General features: G+C 71.1%; 10 protein-coding genes. 6 read left to right on the top strand and 4 right to left on the bottom strand.

Annotation, left to right across the window (positions count from 1 at the left end; all coding sequences use genetic code 11):
- Positions 1 to 93 precede the first annotated feature (93 nt).
- Complete coding sequence (locus tag AC07FT_RS04615) at positions 94 to 966, top strand: hypothetical protein (protein WP_479173898.1); 873 nt, start codon at positions 94 to 96, stop codon at positions 964 to 966.
- 162 nt (positions 967 to 1,128) lie between these two features.
- Here AC07FT_RS04615 and AC07FT_RS04610 read toward each other — a convergent pair whose 3' ends face one another.
- The 3 genes from AC07FT_RS04610 to AC07FT_RS04600 all read right to left on the bottom strand — a co-directional run bounded on the left by AC07FT_RS04610 (position 1,129) and on the right by AC07FT_RS04600 (position 3,489).
- Positions 1,129 to 1,338, bottom strand: a complete 210-nt coding sequence (locus AC07FT_RS04610) for a DUF397 domain-containing protein (RefSeq protein WP_479173896.1) — start codon at positions 1,336 to 1,338, stop codon at positions 1,129 to 1,131.
- Positions 1,339 to 1,523: 185 nt separating this feature from the next.
- Positions 1,524 to 2,396, bottom strand: a complete 873-nt coding sequence (locus AC07FT_RS04605; protein ID WP_254743636.1) for a helix-turn-helix domain-containing protein — start codon at positions 2,394 to 2,396, stop codon at positions 1,524 to 1,526.
- A gap of 343 nt (positions 2,397 to 2,739) precedes the next feature.
- Positions 2,740 to 3,489, bottom strand: coding sequence for a GOLPH3/VPS74 family protein (locus AC07FT_RS04600; RefSeq protein WP_254743635.1), 750 nt, complete (start codon positions 3,487 to 3,489; stop codon positions 2,740 to 2,742).
- Between the two features lie 254 nt (positions 3,490 to 3,743).
- Between AC07FT_RS04600 and AC07FT_RS04595 the strand changes: the two genes are divergently transcribed.
- From AC07FT_RS04595 to AC07FT_RS04575, 5 genes are all read left to right on the top strand, one after another.
- Positions 3,744 to 6,368 carry a D-alanyl-D-alanine carboxypeptidase gene (locus tag AC07FT_RS04595; protein ID WP_479173894.1) on the top strand — a complete coding sequence of 875 codons (2,625 nt, stop codon included), beginning with the start codon at positions 3,744 to 3,746 and terminating at the stop codon, positions 6,366 to 6,368.
- 199 nt (positions 6,369 to 6,567) lie between these two features.
- Positions 6,568 to 8,466, top strand: coding sequence for an MFS transporter (locus AC07FT_RS04590; protein ID WP_479173892.1), 1,899 nt, complete (start codon positions 6,568 to 6,570; stop codon positions 8,464 to 8,466).
- Positions 8,467 to 8,579: 113 nt separating this feature from the next.
- On the top strand, positions 8,580 to 10,397 hold the full coding sequence (locus AC07FT_RS04585) for an alkaline phosphatase family protein (RefSeq protein WP_479173890.1): 1,818 nt from the start codon (positions 8,580 to 8,582) through the stop codon (positions 10,395 to 10,397).
- 322 nt (positions 10,398 to 10,719) lie between these two features.
- Positions 10,720 to 11,472 carry an IPT/TIG domain-containing protein gene (locus AC07FT_RS04580; RefSeq protein WP_479173889.1) on the top strand — a complete coding sequence of 251 codons (753 nt, stop codon included), beginning with the start codon at positions 10,720 to 10,722 and terminating at the stop codon, positions 11,470 to 11,472.
- 41 nt (positions 11,473 to 11,513) lie between these two features.
- Positions 11,514 to 14,291 carry a beta strand repeat-containing protein gene (locus AC07FT_RS04575; protein WP_479173887.1) on the top strand — a complete coding sequence of 926 codons (2,778 nt, stop codon included), beginning with the start codon at positions 11,514 to 11,516 and terminating at the stop codon, positions 14,289 to 14,291.
- On the opposite strand, the gene otr(A) is transcribed toward AC07FT_RS04575, so the two are convergent.
- A complete protein-coding gene (gene otr(A), locus AC07FT_RS04570) occupies positions 14,288 to 16,255 on the bottom strand; it encodes a tetracycline resistance ribosomal protection protein Otr(A) (protein ID WP_479173885.1) in 1,968 nt (655 codons plus the stop codon). The two genes, AC07FT_RS04575 and otr(A), sit on opposite strands and share 4 nt — an antisense overlap.
- Positions 16,256 to 16,261 lie beyond the last annotated feature (6 nt).

The following is a 16,261-nucleotide window of genomic DNA, read 5'->3' as shown; positions in this document are numbered from 1 at the left end:
CCTACGGCGGACCGGCCGTGCGCGGCCGGTCCGTCCGCGATCCGGTCGCGCACCCCCTCCACAACTGACGGATCGTCAGCTAAACCTGGGGGAATGAGAAGCGATTCCAGTGACTCCCGGGAGGCCGCCGGAGGGGACGCGCACCCCGACCGGTACGCGGAACTGGCCGCCACCGGCCCGTACGGGACACGTCCCGGCCACGCCCTGATCACCATGGTCGAACCGCATCCGGGCCATGAGTACGCCTACAACCGCTGGTACGAGGACGACCACTACATCGCGGGCGCGATGGCCATGCCGTGGATCTTCGCCGGGCGCCGCTGGGTGGCCACCCGCGATCTCCAGCTGCTGCGCTATCCGGAGCCCTCGGCGGTCGCCCGGCCCGTCACCGCGGGCTGCTACCTCAGCGTCTACTGGATCACAGAGGGGCGCTACGCGGAGCACATGCGGTGGACGGTGGCGATCAACAAGCGGCTGAACCGCGACGGGCGGGTGCACCGCGAGCGCACCCATGTGTTCACCGCGTTCCAGGACCACGCGCTCACCGTCTACCGCGACGGCGCGGCCGGTCCGCGCGATCACCACGCCCTGGACCACCCCTACGCCGGGCTGGTCCTGGAGGTCATCGACACCGAGGGCCCGGGGCGGCGCGCCGAGCTGCTCGACTGGCTCGGCTCGCGCCATCTGCCGCGGCGGCTGACGGGCTCACCCGCCGCGATGGTCACCGTCTTTTTTCCCACCCCGTTGCCGGGGGACCGGATGTCCTACGTCCGGCAGGTCGAGGGCGTCGACACCCGGCTGACCCTGCTCTGGTTCCTGGAACGTGATCCACGCGAATGCTGGGAGAGTTGTCTGACCGGACTCGACACCGAGGTGGCGGAGTCCGGGCTCGGCCGCGTGGAATTCGTGGCCCCCTTCATTCCGACGATTCCCGGTACGGACCAATTCGTCGACCGGCTCCGCTGACCCCGGAGTGGAACCGGAGGGAAACCGGAGCGGAAACCCGGAACGGAAACCGGAAATGCCGCGAGCCCTCTCGGCAGGGACGGCGGCCGGTCGAGAGGGCTCGGAGGCAATACGGTGGATCCGCACCGCCGACCGCTCTGTCGCGGCCGTGCGCAGCGGAGATCAGTCGAGGTCGAAGGCGCCCCGACGGACGTCGGACACAAACGACGACCACGACGCGGGAGCGAAGCCGAGCGTCGGTCCCTGCGGGTCCTTGGAGTCGCGCACCGCGATCTCGCCCATGATCGGGGAGGCGATTTCCACGCACGCGCCGTTTCCTGCGGAGTACGAGGATTTCACCCACATACTCGTCTTTCCCTGCTGAATGGACACAATTGCTCCGATGCGATGTGTTGAGGAAGTGCACCCCGAGTTCCGAGGCGAGAACGACGTTACTCGGCAACATCGTCCGCCCAGGGGGCCGTTCACTCGACCGGATGGCATATTCCCCTGGCCCCTTCCTCGGGGCGGTGTGGAGGTGTAACCTCCGCTCGCTTCAACCGCCGGGAGCCGCGTCGTCAGCCCTCCCCGTGCCGACGCGCGTGGTCCTGGGCCACCTCGCTGATGAACTGACGGCTCTGGTCCACATTGAGCGCTTGGGCGCGCAGATGCTCGTACATCATGCTGTAGCTCTGCACATCGCTGAGTTTCTCCAGATAGAGGTCGCTGGTCACCCCCTCGAGATAGACCACGCTGGTGTCCGACTCGTCGGAGAACTCGAGAATGGTGAACTGTCCGCTCATACCCGGATGCGAGCCCATGCCGAACGGCAGCGCCTGCACCGTCACATGCGGTTCGTGGCTCATCCGCACCAGATAGTCCAGCTGGTCGCTCATGACCTTCGGACTCCCGACCACCCGCCGCATCGCGGCCTCGTCCACCACGGCCCACAGCCGCAGCGGCGCCAGTGGATCGGTGATGCGCTCCTGCCGCCGCAGCCGTACCTGCACGCGCTGGGCGATCTGGTCCGGCGGTGCCTCCGGAAGCGCTCCGCTGATGACCGCCTCCGCGTAGTCCGGCGTCTGCAACAGGCCGGGCAGCACCTGCGGTTCGTAGACCCTCAGCGACGCCGCGTCGGTCTCGAATCCGATGTAGACGCTGTACGGAACGTCACCGAACGCGTTCCACCAGCCCTGCTGGCGCGACTCCTTGGCCATTTGCATCAGGGAATCGACCAGGGCCTTGTCCTCGACCTTGTAGGTCCGGCAGAGGTCGCGCACATCGCGCTGGCTGATGCTGCGCCGTCCGTTCTCCAGTCTGCTGATCTTCGACTGGGAGACCATCAGCTCCTCCGCCACCTCCTCCGCCGTCATGCCCTTCTCCTGGCGGAGTCTGCGCAGTTCCTGCCCCAACCGGCGTCGCCTGACAGTGGGCCCGACGTTCGATGTCACGGGACGTGCACCTCCGGCTTCATAGCGCTGATATCTGCTGTTCAGCCTGCCACTACCGGCCGGTGCCGCGCTGGGAAATGGCTCCACAGGGGCGGCCGAACGCACGCGCGGGGCGGTGGGGCGGCCGTCGTCCGGGTCGGCCGTCCCACCACCCCGCGCGCTTCAGCGGCTCCCGAACCGGTCGGTGGGGACTGCGGTGCGGTCGGTGGAGCGGATGTGGTGCTCGTTGTGGTGCGGTTGTCACTCGACGCCCCGGCGCTGCCGGGAAACGGCCCGGTGGTGCCGGAGACGGCGCCCGCCGCCCTGTTGGCGGGTCCGCGGCGTCGCGGTGCCCCGAGGGGCGTCAGCGCGCTCCGACGCGGGCCATGCCCGCGCGACGGGACGGCTGGGCCGGAACGCCGGCCGCGGGCTCCGCCGCGGACCGTGCCCCGGGCTGTCGGCCTCCGGCCGGTGCGCGCCGCGGCTGCGCCGCGACACCGTTCTGCACGTCCATCACGGCGTGCGCCACGAGACCGCCCATCGGGTCGTGCCGGATCAGATCCCGGAGCCGGGAGCGCGAGGAGCGCCCCTCGTTCCCGGGATACAGGTGCTTGCCCAGCCCGACAGCGTGGGCCAGGGCGGCAAGCGCGGCGGTCCGCGGGTCCGGCGGTACGCCGGTGCGGATCGCGTTGTCCAGCCGGTTCCTGATCTCCCGGCTGATCGCCGTGTCCGTCGCCTGGTAGCGAGTGGTCGGCAGCACCCCGCACATCTGGCCCGCCACGGCATGCACCATGCCGCAACGCTCCAGGTGCGTGAGGTACGTCTGGCGCAGCCCCAGCCGGGGCCCGCCGATCCAGTGGACAGCCCGGACCGGGCTGCCGCGTCGGCGCAACAGCTCCAGTGCGGAGTCCAGAGTCGGATCTCCGGTCGGCCGTGGCAGCACCACGGCGATACGATCCCCGTCAGGGGCTATCCGTCCGGCCAGAGCCAGCTCTACTAGCTGCGCTCCGGCAAGACCGAGGTCGAGCGACTGCGGCTGCGCCGTGGTACCCGTGGTCGGGTCCAAAGCGAGCAGCAGAAGCTCCTCCGGAATTGTTCTGCGGCTCCTGCCCATCCATGCCTCCCCGCGTGGATGAATGACAGGGTGACCCCTCTCACATTGGTCTGTCGAGAGTGCCTGGTGGATTTAGGTGGGAACCAGTAGGTATGTCGTTCTCGTCTAGCAGGTGGGCGGGCCCCTGAAGGCGCTCTCCGACGGTGACGCTGCGCGGCTGCGTGCCGGACACACAGGACACTGGTAGAGGTTGGGCTGCGGGACGCGGGGCCAGGAGGCGCCGTACGTCCCGCGAGACGTACGAGGAGGCATCGGTGGCGGGCGAGTCCCCCGGCAAGTCGGAGCAGCAGAAGTCGTCGGGGGAGACGGCTCGGGGAGAGCGTGATCCACGGCTCGCGGTCTTCCAGGAAGGGGAGGCGGCCGGGGGCGCGTCGGCGGTCGCCGTCGCGTCCGACAACCCGGAGGCCGAGCCCGAGTCGGCTCCCGAGGAAACCGGTTCGCCGCAGGCGGACCGGGCGACGGCGGTCTTCCGCACCACGCGGGACGCGAAGGATGCGGACGGTGCCGAGGGCTCCTCGGACGCCGAAGCGGAACCTGAAGCGGAATCCAAGCGACCGGATGCCGGGGCGGACGGCGCGACGGCCGATGACGCCTCCGACGACGGTGACGGCGAGGCGTCCGACGTTCGCGATAGCGAATCCGGCGAAGACGGCGACGCCACGGACGAGGAGCGGGCGGAGTCCGGGCCGGAGGCCGAACCGGAAGCCGGGGCCACGGCTTCGGGGCTGCCCACCCGCCCCAAGGCCGGGGCGGCCGGGCCGGAGAGCGCAACGTCGGACAGCGAATCCGGCAAATCGGATGATTCCGGCAAAGCGGCTGCCACTGACGCCGCGCCCGAGGAGCGTGACGCCCGGCTGCGCCAGGCGGTGGCGGCCTGGGTCGCCAACTCCGATGCGGACGACGATGCGGACGCCGCCACGGACGCCGAGGCCACGGACGCCACGGACGCCAGAGACGGCGACGCGGACGACGGTGACGACGCCGACACATCCGGCGACCAGCCGTCCGCTCCGTCGGTCGATCAGCGGACCGCGGTGTTCCGCACGCTGAAGTCCACCTCCACCGCCAAGGAGGAGACCAAGGACGACGCCAAGGACGAGGCCAAGGACGAGGCCGGGGACGACGAGGACCAGCCCGTCGACCGCGCCACGGCCGCCTTCGGCGTGCTGCCGGGCAAGCGCACCCCCAAGGACGGCGAGGACGGCAAGGGCGGCGAGGACGGCGCGAACCCCGTCGACCGGCCGACCACGACCTTCAAGGCGCTCGACCGCGACAAGAAGGACCCCGACAAGAAGGACCCCGACAAGAAGGACCCCGACAAGAAGGACGCCGGGAAGTCCGGTGCCGACAAGTCCGGCACCAAGAGGCCCGCCGAGTCCGAGAACGAGCGGACCAGCAAGTTCGTACCGCTCCGCTCGGCCGACGCACCGCCCGCCAAGTCCACGAAATCCGCCGAGCCCGCCGAGCCCGCGAGCGCGTCCGCCGAAGCGCCGTCCGCCCCCGCCGCCGACGGCTCCGCCCCGCCGCCCGCGCTCACGGAGGCCGAGCGGACCAAGCAGCAGCCGCTGCCGCCGCTGACGGATGACGGCAAGCAGCCCGCGCCGCTCGACCTGCTGGCCCAGCTGACCAATACGCCGCCCAAGCCCGAGACCCCGATGCGCACGGCCGTGCGCCGGGTCAAGATCTGGACGCCGCTGCTCCTGCTGCTCGTGGTCGTCCTGGGTGTCGCCCAGGCCGTGCGGCCGCTGCCGGAACCGGCGCTGGAGCTCACCGCCGACGCCACCTACTCCTTCAAGGGCGGCAAGCTCTCCATGCCCTGGCCCGGCCAGGGCCAGTCCGCCGTCGAGGTCGAGGGCGTGGGCAGCCTGGGCACCTCCGGTGCGCAGAAGCCGGTGCCGATCGCGAGCGTCACCAAGGTGATGACCGCCTATGTGGTGCTCAGGGACCACCCGCTGAAGGCCAACGGCGAGGGCCCGCCCATCAAGATCGACAAGACGGCGGCCGATGAGTCCGGTTCCGCCGACGAGTCGCGCGCCTCGGTCAAGGAGGGGCAGACCTTCACCCAGCACCAGCTGGTCCAGCTGCTGCTGATCAACTCCAGCAACAACATCGCCCGTCTGCTGGCCCGCTGGGACGCGGGGTCGCTGGAGAAGTTCGTCGTGAAGATGAACGACGCGGCCAAGGACCTGGGCATGAAGAACACCATCTACACCGACCCCAGCGGTCTGAAGTCCAGCACCAAGAGCACCGCCGAGGACCAGCTGAAGCTGGCGAAGGCGGCCATGCAGTCCGAGGCGTTCCGCGCCGTGGTGGCCACGCCCAACACCGAGATCCCCGGTCTCGACGACCGGATCTACAACAACAACAACCTGCTGGTGAAGCCGGGCGTGATCGGGATCAAGACCGGTTCCAGCACCCCGGCGGGCGGTGCGCTGATGTGGGGCGCCGAGAAGACCGTCGCGGGCAAGAAGCAGCGGATCCTCGGTGTGGTGCTGGAGCAGCGCAGCGGCGGCACCCTGGACGAGAGCCTCCAGCTCGTGCAGACCAACAGCTACAAGCTCATCACCGCGTTGCAGAACGGGCTGACCTCGGCCACGGTGGTGAAGAAGGGCGACGTCGTCGGTCACGTGGACGACGGCCTGGGCGGTACGACCCCGGTCGTCGCCACCAAGGACCTCACGGCGGTCGGCTGGTCCGGACTGACCGTGGACCTGAAGCTGACCGACGGCGGGAAGACCGTTCCGCACTCGGCCAAGGCGGGCACGGTCGTCGGTGACATCACCGTCGGCACCGGTCCGGGGCAGCTGAAGGCGCCGGTGGCGTTGCAGGACGATCTCTCCGAGCCGTCGTTCGCCTCGAAGCTGACCCGTATCGGCTGACCGGGCGGGGCCGGTCCGGAGGCAGCGGAGTGGCCCCGGCGCGGGAAGCGCGCCGGGGCCCGAAACGGTTCGCCGCGCGCCACGCGTGCTAGCGTCGCTCCGTCCCCGGCCTGTACCCGCCCGTGGCGAACCCGGGGATGCCGGTACAGGGTTGACAGACGATGGGGGCAGACTTCGGGGGAAGACGGGGAGAGCCACAGTGACCACCGTGGATCCGACACGGGCCGACAAAGGCGGGAGCTCGGAGGAGAGCACCGCCTCGCGAATACGCGTACCCGCGCAGCGCTGGCCGGCCGAGCCGGACGGCCCGGCGGGGGCCGCAGACGGAAGCCGGGGCCCCGACGGGAGAGGACCGTTCGGGCGCGCCTGGCGGGCCCTGCGTCATCCGGTGCCCGCGGCCCTGGCCGTCGCGGCGCTGCTGCACCTGATGTGGGTGGCGCTGCTCGCGAACAGCGGCGGTGACCTCGCCGCGCAGGACGCGTGGGCGGAGTTCGCGCTCCAGCATCCCGACTCGGCGTACAACCTGGCCTGGTACGGCGGGATGCACCCGGTGTCGTACAGCGTCATCTCTCCGTATCTGATGGCGGTCTTCGGCGTCCGCTCCACGATGATGATCGCCGGGACGCTGTCGGCGGGGCTGCTGGCCCTGCTGCTGGTGCGCAGCCGTGTCGTGCGGCGGCCGATGTGGCCGACCCTGTACGGAGCGTTCGCGCTCACCTGCAACGCCATCTCGGGCCGTGTGACCTTCGGCCTCGGAGCCATGTTCGGACTCGCGGCGGTGGCCGTGATCTTCGCCTGGCCCGCGAAGTGGCGCTCCCGCCGCTGGCACCACCGGACCGGACGGTTCCTGCTGGCCGCGGCGCTGGCCGCGCTGTCGACCATGTCCAGCCCGGTGGCCGGGCTGTTCGTGGGGTTCGTGGCCGCCGCGCTGTGGCTGACCAAGCGGCGTCCCGCGGCGTACGCGCTCGGGATCACCCCGGCCGTCGTGGTGGGCCTGTCCGCCTGGCTGTTCCCGTTCTCCGGCGAGCAGCCGATGGGCATCGGCTCGGTGATACTCCCCTTCATCACGGGCGCCACGGTCTGTCTGTGCGCGCCCAAGGCCTGGACGACGGTCCGGGTCGGTGCCGGGCTCTATTCCCTGGCCGTGGTGCTCACCTGGCTGATCCCCTCGCAGATCGGCACCAACATCTCCCGGCTCGGCATGATCTTCGGCGGTGTGGTGCTGATCGCGATGCTGCCGTCGCTGCGCAGGCCGCCCCGGGCCGAGCTGCGCTCCACCGCCTCCGGGCGCCGGTGGACGGCCCTGGTGCTCGCCCTGACCACGGTCACCGTCTGGCAGGGGGTCAAGACCGCCGACGACATCATCCACACCACCCCCTCCGCGTCCTGGGCCCGTGAGCTGGCGCCGCTGGTCGACGCGCTGAAGCGGGAGAAGGCCGACCGGGGCCGGGTCGAGGTGGTCCCGGTACGCAGCCATCGCGAGTCCTCCGCGCTCGCCCCGTACGTCAACCTCGCCCGCGGCTGGAACCGCCAGCGGGACCTGGACCGCAACCCGCTCTTCTACGACGACACCCTGAACGCGGCCAGCTACCACGGGTGGCTCAAGCGCTGGGCCGTGCACTACGTGGTGCTGCCCGCCGACGACCCGGACACCGCCGCCGAGGAGGAGGCCGAGCTCCTCGCCACCGACCTGCCCTATCTGCGGAAGGTCTGGTCCGACGACAACTGGAAGCTGTACGAGGTCAAGGACCCCACCCCGATCGCCGAGCCGCCGGCCACCGTGGAGCACGCGGGTGCCGAACAGCTGGTGCTCAAGGTGCGTGCCCGGGGCCCGGTGCTGATCCGCGTGCCGTACTCGCCGTGGCTCGGCCTGGTGGACAAGGACGGGAAGAGCGTCCACGCCCCGAAGGCGGAGAGCGACGACAGGCTCCCGGTGAACCGCCAGGGCTGTCTGACCAAGCAGGTCCAGCATGTGGAGGAGGGGCAGCCGGAGGACGAGTGGACCGTGCTGCACGCCCCGCGCGCCGGTACGTACCGGATAGCGGGCAAGTACCAGCTCCCGCGTGGCACGCCCTGTCCGGACGAGATGGTTCCGTAACGCCGGGGGATTGAACGCGGACCGCCGCCGGGCCGTAACGGATGATGGCGGCCCGACCTCCCGTGCCTGGTCCGCCGTGCCACCACCGGGCTCCGCACGGAAGGACCTTCGGCATGCTGCCGCTCTTCTCGCGCTCTCGTCAGCGGCCCACGCCCGACGAGACGACCTCCGCCGGCCCGGACGGCGCCGCGGCGGACACCGGCGGTGTCCGGCCGCGGCGGACGGGGCCCGGCGGCTGGCGGCGGCGGTACCCGGCCGTGGCGAAGGCCGTGGCCTGGACGGTCACCGGCCTCTCGGCCGCGCTGGTGTTCCTCGCCCTGCTGATGCCCACCACGCTGTCCGCGCTCACCGTCGAGACCTTCCTGCGGATACCCGTGGAGGCGATCTTCGGAGCGGCGCTGCTGCTGCTCCTGCCGCCACTGCCCCGGCGGGTGGTGGCGGCGCTGGGCGGCGCGGTCCTCGGAGCGCTGACCATCCTGAACGCCCTGGACATCGGCTTCAACGAGTTCCTCGGCCGCGGCTTCAACGTGGTGCTGGACTGGATCCTGCTGGATGACGCCCAGTCGTACATGAAGGACTCGCTCGGTCCGACGACCGCCACCGCCGTCTCGATCGGCGCGGTGGTGCTCGCCGCCCTGGTGGTCGTCCTGATGGCGCTGGCGGTCGTCCGGCTCAGCACCGTCATGGCCCGCAACAGCGCCGTGGCGACCCGGGGCACCCTGGTGCTCGGCACCGTGTGGGTGGTCTGCGCGGCGTTCGGGGTGCAGTCCGCGGGGGGCCAGGCGTTCGCGTCCCGCACCACGGTCGCGCGCGTCCAGGACCGCGCGGAGCGGGTGAACAAGACCCTGGAGGACGAGCGGAAGTTCGCCAAGGAGGCCAAGGTCGACGCCTATGGCAGCACCCCGGGTGACCAGCTGCTGACCGGGCTGCGCGGCAAGGACGTCATCTTCACCTTCATCGAGAGCTACGGCCGCGCGGCCATCGAGGACCCGCTGATCGCCCCCGGCGTGGGCAAGGTGCTCGACCGGCAGACCGAGCGGCTGCGCGAGGCGGGCTTCGCGTCCAAGAGCGGCTGGCTCACTTCCGCGACCTACGGCGGCAGCAGCTGGCTGGGCCACTCCACCTTCCTCTCCGGTCTGTGGATCGACAACCAGAGCCGCTACCGCACCGTCACCGCGGGCGACCACCTCAGCCTGACCCGCGCCTTCAAGCGCACCGGTGCCTGGCGGACCGTCGGCATCATGCCGGGGGTCACCAAGGGCTGGCCGGAGGCCCGGTTCTACGGCCTCGACCACGTCTACGACTCGCGTGAGATGGGCTACCAGGGGCCCAAGTTCAGCTGGTCCACCATGCCCGACCAGTACGCGCTGAGCGCCTTCGAGCGGCTGGAGCACGGCAGGAAGCACGACAAGCCGCTGATGTCGGAGATCATCCTGACCTCCAGCCACCAGCCCTGGGCGCCCATCCCCAGGACCGTGCCCTGGAGCGAGGTCGGCGACGGCTCGGTCTACGACTCCATCGAGAAGGCGGGCGAGGACCCCAAGGACGTGTTCACCGACTCCACCAAGGTGCGTACGGAGTACGGGCGTTCGGTGCAGTACTCGGTCAACAGCCTCATCGACTACGTGCTGAAGTACGGCAGCAAGAACACCGTGCTGGTCTTCCTCGGCGACCACCAGCCGCTGGCCCGGGTCAGCGGTGAGAACGCCAGCCGGGACGTACCGGTGGCGATCGTCGCCCATGACAAGAAGGTGCTGGACCGGATCTCCGACTGGCACTGGGATGACGGTCTGAAGCCCGGTGCGAAGGCTCCGGTGTGGAAGATGAGTTCCTTCCGCGACCGCTTCCTGCGTGCCTACGGACCGGACGGCACCCCCAAGCCGTCCCCCAAGCCGTCCGCCAAGCCTTCGGAGAAGCCCTCGAAGAAGTGACCCCGGTGGGGTGTTGTCCACGGGGTAGGGCGCGACGGCGGTGACCAGAGGCGGTGCGACGGACCCGGAGCACCCGGCGCGACGGGCTCCGCGCGTCGCGCGCCCGGCCATTCGGGTGACGTACCGTCACCCTTCTTGTCGCGGACTACGTCAGATGGATTACTGAATGTGCGCGGCAGGTCCCCGCCGGTGATGCCGGCGAGGGGACGGCCGCCGCATCCCTCGTCGGTCCCGGGCGCCAGGTGCACGACGAGCGGGCAGTCAGTCACCCATCCCCTTCGGCACCGCGTCCCCCGGACGCCGTCTTCGAGGAGACACCGTCATGCCCATCTCACCGAACCAGGGATCCACCGGTGGCGGTACCACGGTCACCATCACCGGGACCAATCTCGCCGGAGCCACCGCCGTGCGCTTCGGTGGCAAGCTGGCCACCATCACCGCCAACACCCCCACCTCGGTCACCGTCACCTCGCCCTCCGGTACCGGGGTGGTCGACGTGACCGTGACCACGCCGGGCGGCACCAGCAACCCGCTCCAGTTCTTCTACGTGGGTGCCCCCTTCAAGGCGTCCCTGAGCGCCAGTTCCGGCCCGCTGGTCGGTGGCAACACCATCACCCTCAGCGGCACCGGGCTGTCCACCGCGACCACGGTGTCCTTCGGCGCCAACAACGCCACGCCCACCGTGGTGTCCGACAGCACCCTCACCGTCGCGGTCCCCGCGGGCGCCGTGGCCGGTTCGGTTCCGGTGACCGTGACCACCGCGGGCGGCAGCAACAACGGTCTGACGTACACCTACGTGGACGTGCCGACCGTCACCGGTTTCGCCCCGACCTCGGGTCCGGCCAGCGGTGGCACCGCGGTGACCATCACCGGCACCAACTTCGGCACCACCCAGTCGGTCACCTTCGGCGGGATCGCCGCGCCGTTCACCGTCGTCAACTCCACCACCGTGTCCGCGGTGACGCCGCCCACGGCGGACGGGCAGCCCGGTCCGGCCAACGTCACCGTCACCAACGCGGCGGGCAGCGCCACTGCCCCGACCCAGTTCACCTACCTCGCCGGTCCCGGCATCTGATCACGAGTGGGACGACCCGCCGAAGGAGAAGCACGTTGAGCATGTCCTTTGCAGGTGCGGACACCGGCCCCACGGCGGCCCTGGCGTCCCCTCCCGTGATCAGCTCCGTGAGTCCCGCCGCCGGTGCACCCGGCGGCGGGACCCTCGTCACACTGACCGGGACCAACTTCCAGCAGGCGACCGCGGTACGGTTCGGCGCCACGATCGCCACCTCGTTCACGGTCAACTCGGCGACCCAGATCACGGTCGTCTCCCCGCCGGGGACCGGTTCGGTCCAGATCACCGTCACCACGCCGAACGGCACCAGCAATGGTGTGCCGTTCAGCTTCGTGGGGTCCCCGGCGCCGGTGCTGACGTCCCTGACGCCGACCCAGGGCCCCGCCGCCGGCGGGACCGCGGTCACGATCACGGGGACGTCCCTGTCCGGGGCCACGGCGGTGCGCTTCGGCGCCACCAACGCCGCCTCGTTCCTGGTCGTCTCGGCGACCCAGATCGTGGCCGTCGCCCCCGCGGGCAGTGGCACGGTCCTGGTCACGGTGACGACCCCGGGCGGAACCAGCAATGGTCTGCCCTTCGCCTTCCTCCCCGCCCCGGCGGTGTCCTCGGTGTCGCCGAACCAGGGCCCGGGCGCGGGCGGGAACACGGTGACCGTCACCGGTTCCGGGTTCTCCGGCGCCACGGCCGTGCGGTTCGGTTCGACGAACGCCACGTCGTTCACCGTGGTCTCGCCGACCCAGATCACCGCCGTCGCTCCACCGGGCAGCGGTACCGTCCAGGTCACCGTGGTCACAGCGGGTGGTACCAGCAACGGGGTGTCCTACACCTATGTCGCGGTGCCGTCGCTGACCTCGGCGGTGCCCAACCAGGGCCCCGCGAGCGGCGGGAACAACGTCACGCTGACCGGCTCCGGGCTGTCCGGTGCCACGTCGGTGATGTTCGGGTCCACCCCGGCCACGTCGTTCATCGTGGTGTCCGCGACCCAGGTCGTGGCCATCGCGCCCCCGGGCACCGGCACGGTGCAGGTCACGGTGGTGACGCCGGGTGGGACGAGTAATGGGGTGTCGTACGGCTATGTGGTGGCGCCGTCGTTGTCGTCGGTGTCGCCGAACCAGGGTCCGCCCGCCGGTGGCAACACGGTGATCCTGACGGGTTCCGGGTTCGCGGGTGCGACGTCGGTGTTGTTCGGTTCGACGCCTGCCACGTCGTTCACGGTCAATTCGGCGAGCCAGATCACGGCCACTGCCCCGCCCGGCACCGGCACGGTCCAGATCACGGTGACCACTCCGGGTGGCACGAGCAATGGGGTGGGGTACTCGTACACCTCCGCTCCGGTGCTGTCGTCGGTGTCGCCGCCACAGGGTCCGCCCGCCGGTGGCAACACGGTGATCCTGACGGGTTCCGGGTTCGCGGGTGCGACGGCGGTGTTGTTCGGTTCGACGCCTGCCACGTCGTTCACGGTCAACTCGGCGACCCAGATCACGGCCACCGCCCCGCCCGGCACCGGCACCGTTCAGGTCACGGTGGTGACTCCGGGTGGTACCAGCAACGGGGTGTCCTACACCTATCTCGCGGTGCCGTCACTGGTCTCGGCGGTGCCCAATCAGGGCCCCGCGGGCGGTGGGAACAACGTCACGCTGACCGGCTCCGGGCTGTCCGGTGCCACGTCGGTGATGTTCGGGTCCACCCCGGCCACGTCGTTCATCGTGGTGTCCGCGACCCAGGTCGTGGCCATCGCGCCCCCGGGCACCGGCACGGTCCAGATCACGGTGACGACACCGGGTGGCACCAGCAACGGGGTGGGTTACACCTACACCTCCGTTCCGGTGCTGACATCCGTGTCGCCGACGCAGGGTCCGGCCACCGGGGGCAACACGGTGACCCTGACCGGGTCCGGGTTCACCGGGGCCACGGCGGTGCTGTTCGGTTCGACCGCCGCCAATTCCTTCACGGTGGTGTCCCCGACGCAGATCACGGTCACCGCTCCAGCCGGGACCGGTACGGTCCAGATCACGGTGGCGACGCCGGGTGGCACGAGCAACGGGGTGAGCTACACCTACACCTCCGCGCCCGTGCTGACCTCGATCTCGCCCAGCCAGGGTTCGGTCAACGGCGGCAACACGGTGACGCTGACGGGTTCCGGGTTCACCGGGGCCACCGCGGTGACGTTCGGCTTCCAGCCGGCCGTCTCGTTCACCGTGGTCTCGTCCACCCAGATCACCGCCGTCGTCCCGCCCGGCAGCGCCGGGGCGGTACCGGTGACGGTGACCACCCCGGGCGGCACCAGTAACAGCGTGACCTACATCTATCTGGCCATCCCCGCGCTCACCAGCGTCGTCCCCAACCAGGGGCCGACCACGGGCGGCACGACGGTCACCCTCACGGGCAGTGGGTTCCTCGGCGCCACGGCGGTGTTGTTCGGTTCGACACCCGCCACGTCGTTCACGGTGGTGTCCGCGACCCAGATCGGCGCGGTCGCGCCGCCGGGGACCGGCACCGTCCAGATCACCGTGGTGACACCGGGCGGGACGAGCAACGGAGTGCCGTACACCTATGTGCCGGTGCCGGTGCTGACGTCCGTGATCCCCGTCCAGGGACCGACCACCCCGGGGTCGACGGTCACGCTGCTCGGAACCGGTCTGGCGGCGACGAACGGGGCGCTCTTCGGCTCCACGCTCGTCGCCTTCACGGTGGTGTCCGACGGCCTGGTCACCGCGACGGACCCTGGCGGGTCTCCCGGGCCGGTCTCCATCACGGTGACCTCGCCCGGCGGGACCAGTAATGCCGTCACCTACACCAGGGTCTCCGGGCCCGGAATCTAGGGCCGCGGCAGCCGCCCCTGGTGCGTGGCGGACCGCGGACGGTCGGCGCACGGCCGGGACCACCACACTCCCGTGCCGTGCGTCAGACCGGGCAGTGCCCGCTCGACGCCGTGCGCCCGGCGGGCCGGGATCTCACCCCGGACCAGCCAGCCCGTGTCACCGTCCACGCTCTCCGTGATGTCCGCCCCGGCGGCGGAGAGGTGGGCGGTGACCGCTGCGAGCGCGTCCGCCGGAACCTCCGACTCGAAGGCGTGGTACGGCTCGTAGATCCGCCACCCGGCCCGGTCCAGGGCCTCGCGCAGCACCCCGGGGGTGACACCGCGGAAGTCGGCGGCGGTGCTCATCGGGCCGATGAATCCGGAGCGGACCAGGACCACTCGGCAGTCGGTCACCGTACGGCCGCGGAAGCCGTGGAGCAGTGTGGTGTGCACCGTCTCCTCGATCGCGTGGTGGAACGCGCGGGGCAGCGCGCCGAGTTCGGTCTCGTAGGCGAAGACGGCGCCGGTGCCCACGGGGGCCGGTTCCACCCGCAGCCCGACCGTGGCCCACAGCCCGTCGTGGTCGAACCGGGCGATCTCGTGGCACGCCTCTCCGACCCCCGCGGGCCGCTCGACCAGCACCGGGCGGCTGGGCTCGAAGTCGGCCTCCACACCGTAGTCCTGGGCCAGCGTGGCCGCGATGATCTCCTTCTGGACCTCGCCGTAGAGCAGTACCGAGGTGTCGCCGCCGGGCAGCGCCCGGGTGTGGATCAGCGGGTCCTGGTCGGCGAGATCGAGCAGCGCGCCGTACAGCCGGGCCGCCGCCGCGGAGCCCTCCTCACGGGCGCGGACGACGGTCTGGAGGCTGGGCGCGGCGAAGTGCGGCCGGTCGTGGTCACCGGTGTCCTCCGGGTCCCCGGGCGGGCCCAGCCGGTCGCCGACGCGGACGCCGGAGAGCCCGCGGACCTTGGCGATGTTCCCGGCGGTGAGCGGGCCGGGTGTCTCCCCGGCCCGTCCGACGACCTCCAGCGAGGTGATCTGCCCGGTGAGTTCGCGGACCGGGCCGCCACCCGCCTCGCGCCGGTACAGGGTCACCCGCCGGCGCGCGGTCACCTCACCGGAGAACAGCCGCAGATAGGCGGTCCTGGGGCCACCGCCCCTGCCACCCCTTCCGCGTTCGACGGCGAAGACCGTCCCGCGCGGTTCCTCGCCGCCGGGCGCGGCCGGTACGAGCCGGGCGATCCCCTCGGTCAGGGCCCCGACCCCCTCACCGCTCAGCGCGGAGCCGAAGAACACCGGGTGGACGGTGCCCGCCGCGGTGGCGGCGGTGAGCGCCGTCCACACCTCGCCGGGGGAGGGGAGCGGTCCGTCGACGACCCGGGCGAGCATCGTGTCGTCGGTCTCCGCCAGTACCTCCGCGGCCTCGGTGCGTACCGCGGTGTCGTCGAGGGAGCGGGGGAGGACCCGGGCGTCCCGGGCGCCCGGCCGCCGGACCGCCGTCAGGGGGACCAGCAGCGGGGCGAGGCTCCGCCGGACGTCCGCGAGCAGCGCGGTGTCCCGGGCGCCCGCGCGGTCGATCTTGTTGATGAAGACCAGCACGGGCAGCCGCAGCCGCCGCAGCGTCTTCATCAGCACCCGGGTCTGCGCCTGGACGCCCTCGACGGCGGACAGCACCAGGACGGCACCGTCCAGCACTCCGAGTGCCCGCTCGACCTCGGCGATGAAGTCGGAGTGTCCGGGGGTGTCGATGAGGTTGATCTGGGTGGTGCCGGTGGTGAAGGAGGCGACGGCGGTGCGCACGGTGATCCCGCGCTGCCGCTCGATGGTTCCGGTGTCGGTCTGGGTGTCGCCGGTGTCGACGCTGCCGAGCCGGTCGATCACCCCGGCGTCGTACAGCAGTCGCTCGGTGAGGCTGGTCTTACCGGCGTCGACGTGTGCGAGCACGCCGATGTTCAGGGTCCGCGAGACCCGGGGAGAGCTGGGCATGGATGC

The sequence above is a fragment of the Streptomyces sp. NPDC045899 genome, assembly GCF_056431485.1.
This window is presented reverse-complemented; position numbering and strand designations above follow the sequence as displayed.

Bases quoted from the DNA above. Each gene is read 5' to 3' on its own strand.
- AC07FT_RS04600 (WP_254743635.1), bottom strand. From the start codon at position 3,489: ATGGGCAGGAGCCGCAGAACAATTCCGGAGGAGCTTCTGCTGCTCGCT.
- AC07FT_RS04585 (WP_479173890.1), top strand. From the start codon at position 8,580: ATGCTGCCGCTCTTCTCGCGCTCTCGTCAGCGGCCCACGCCCGACGAG.
- AC07FT_RS04575 (WP_479173887.1), top strand. From the start codon at position 11,514: ATGTCCTTTGCAGGTGCGGACACCGGCCCCACGGCGGCCCTGGCGTCC.
- AC07FT_RS04580 (WP_479173889.1), top strand. From the start codon at position 10,720: ATGCCCATCTCACCGAACCAGGGATCCACCGGTGGCGGTACCACGGTC.
- AC07FT_RS04615 (WP_479173898.1), top strand. From the start codon at position 94: ATGAGAAGCGATTCCAGTGACTCCCGGGAGGCCGCCGGAGGGGACGCG.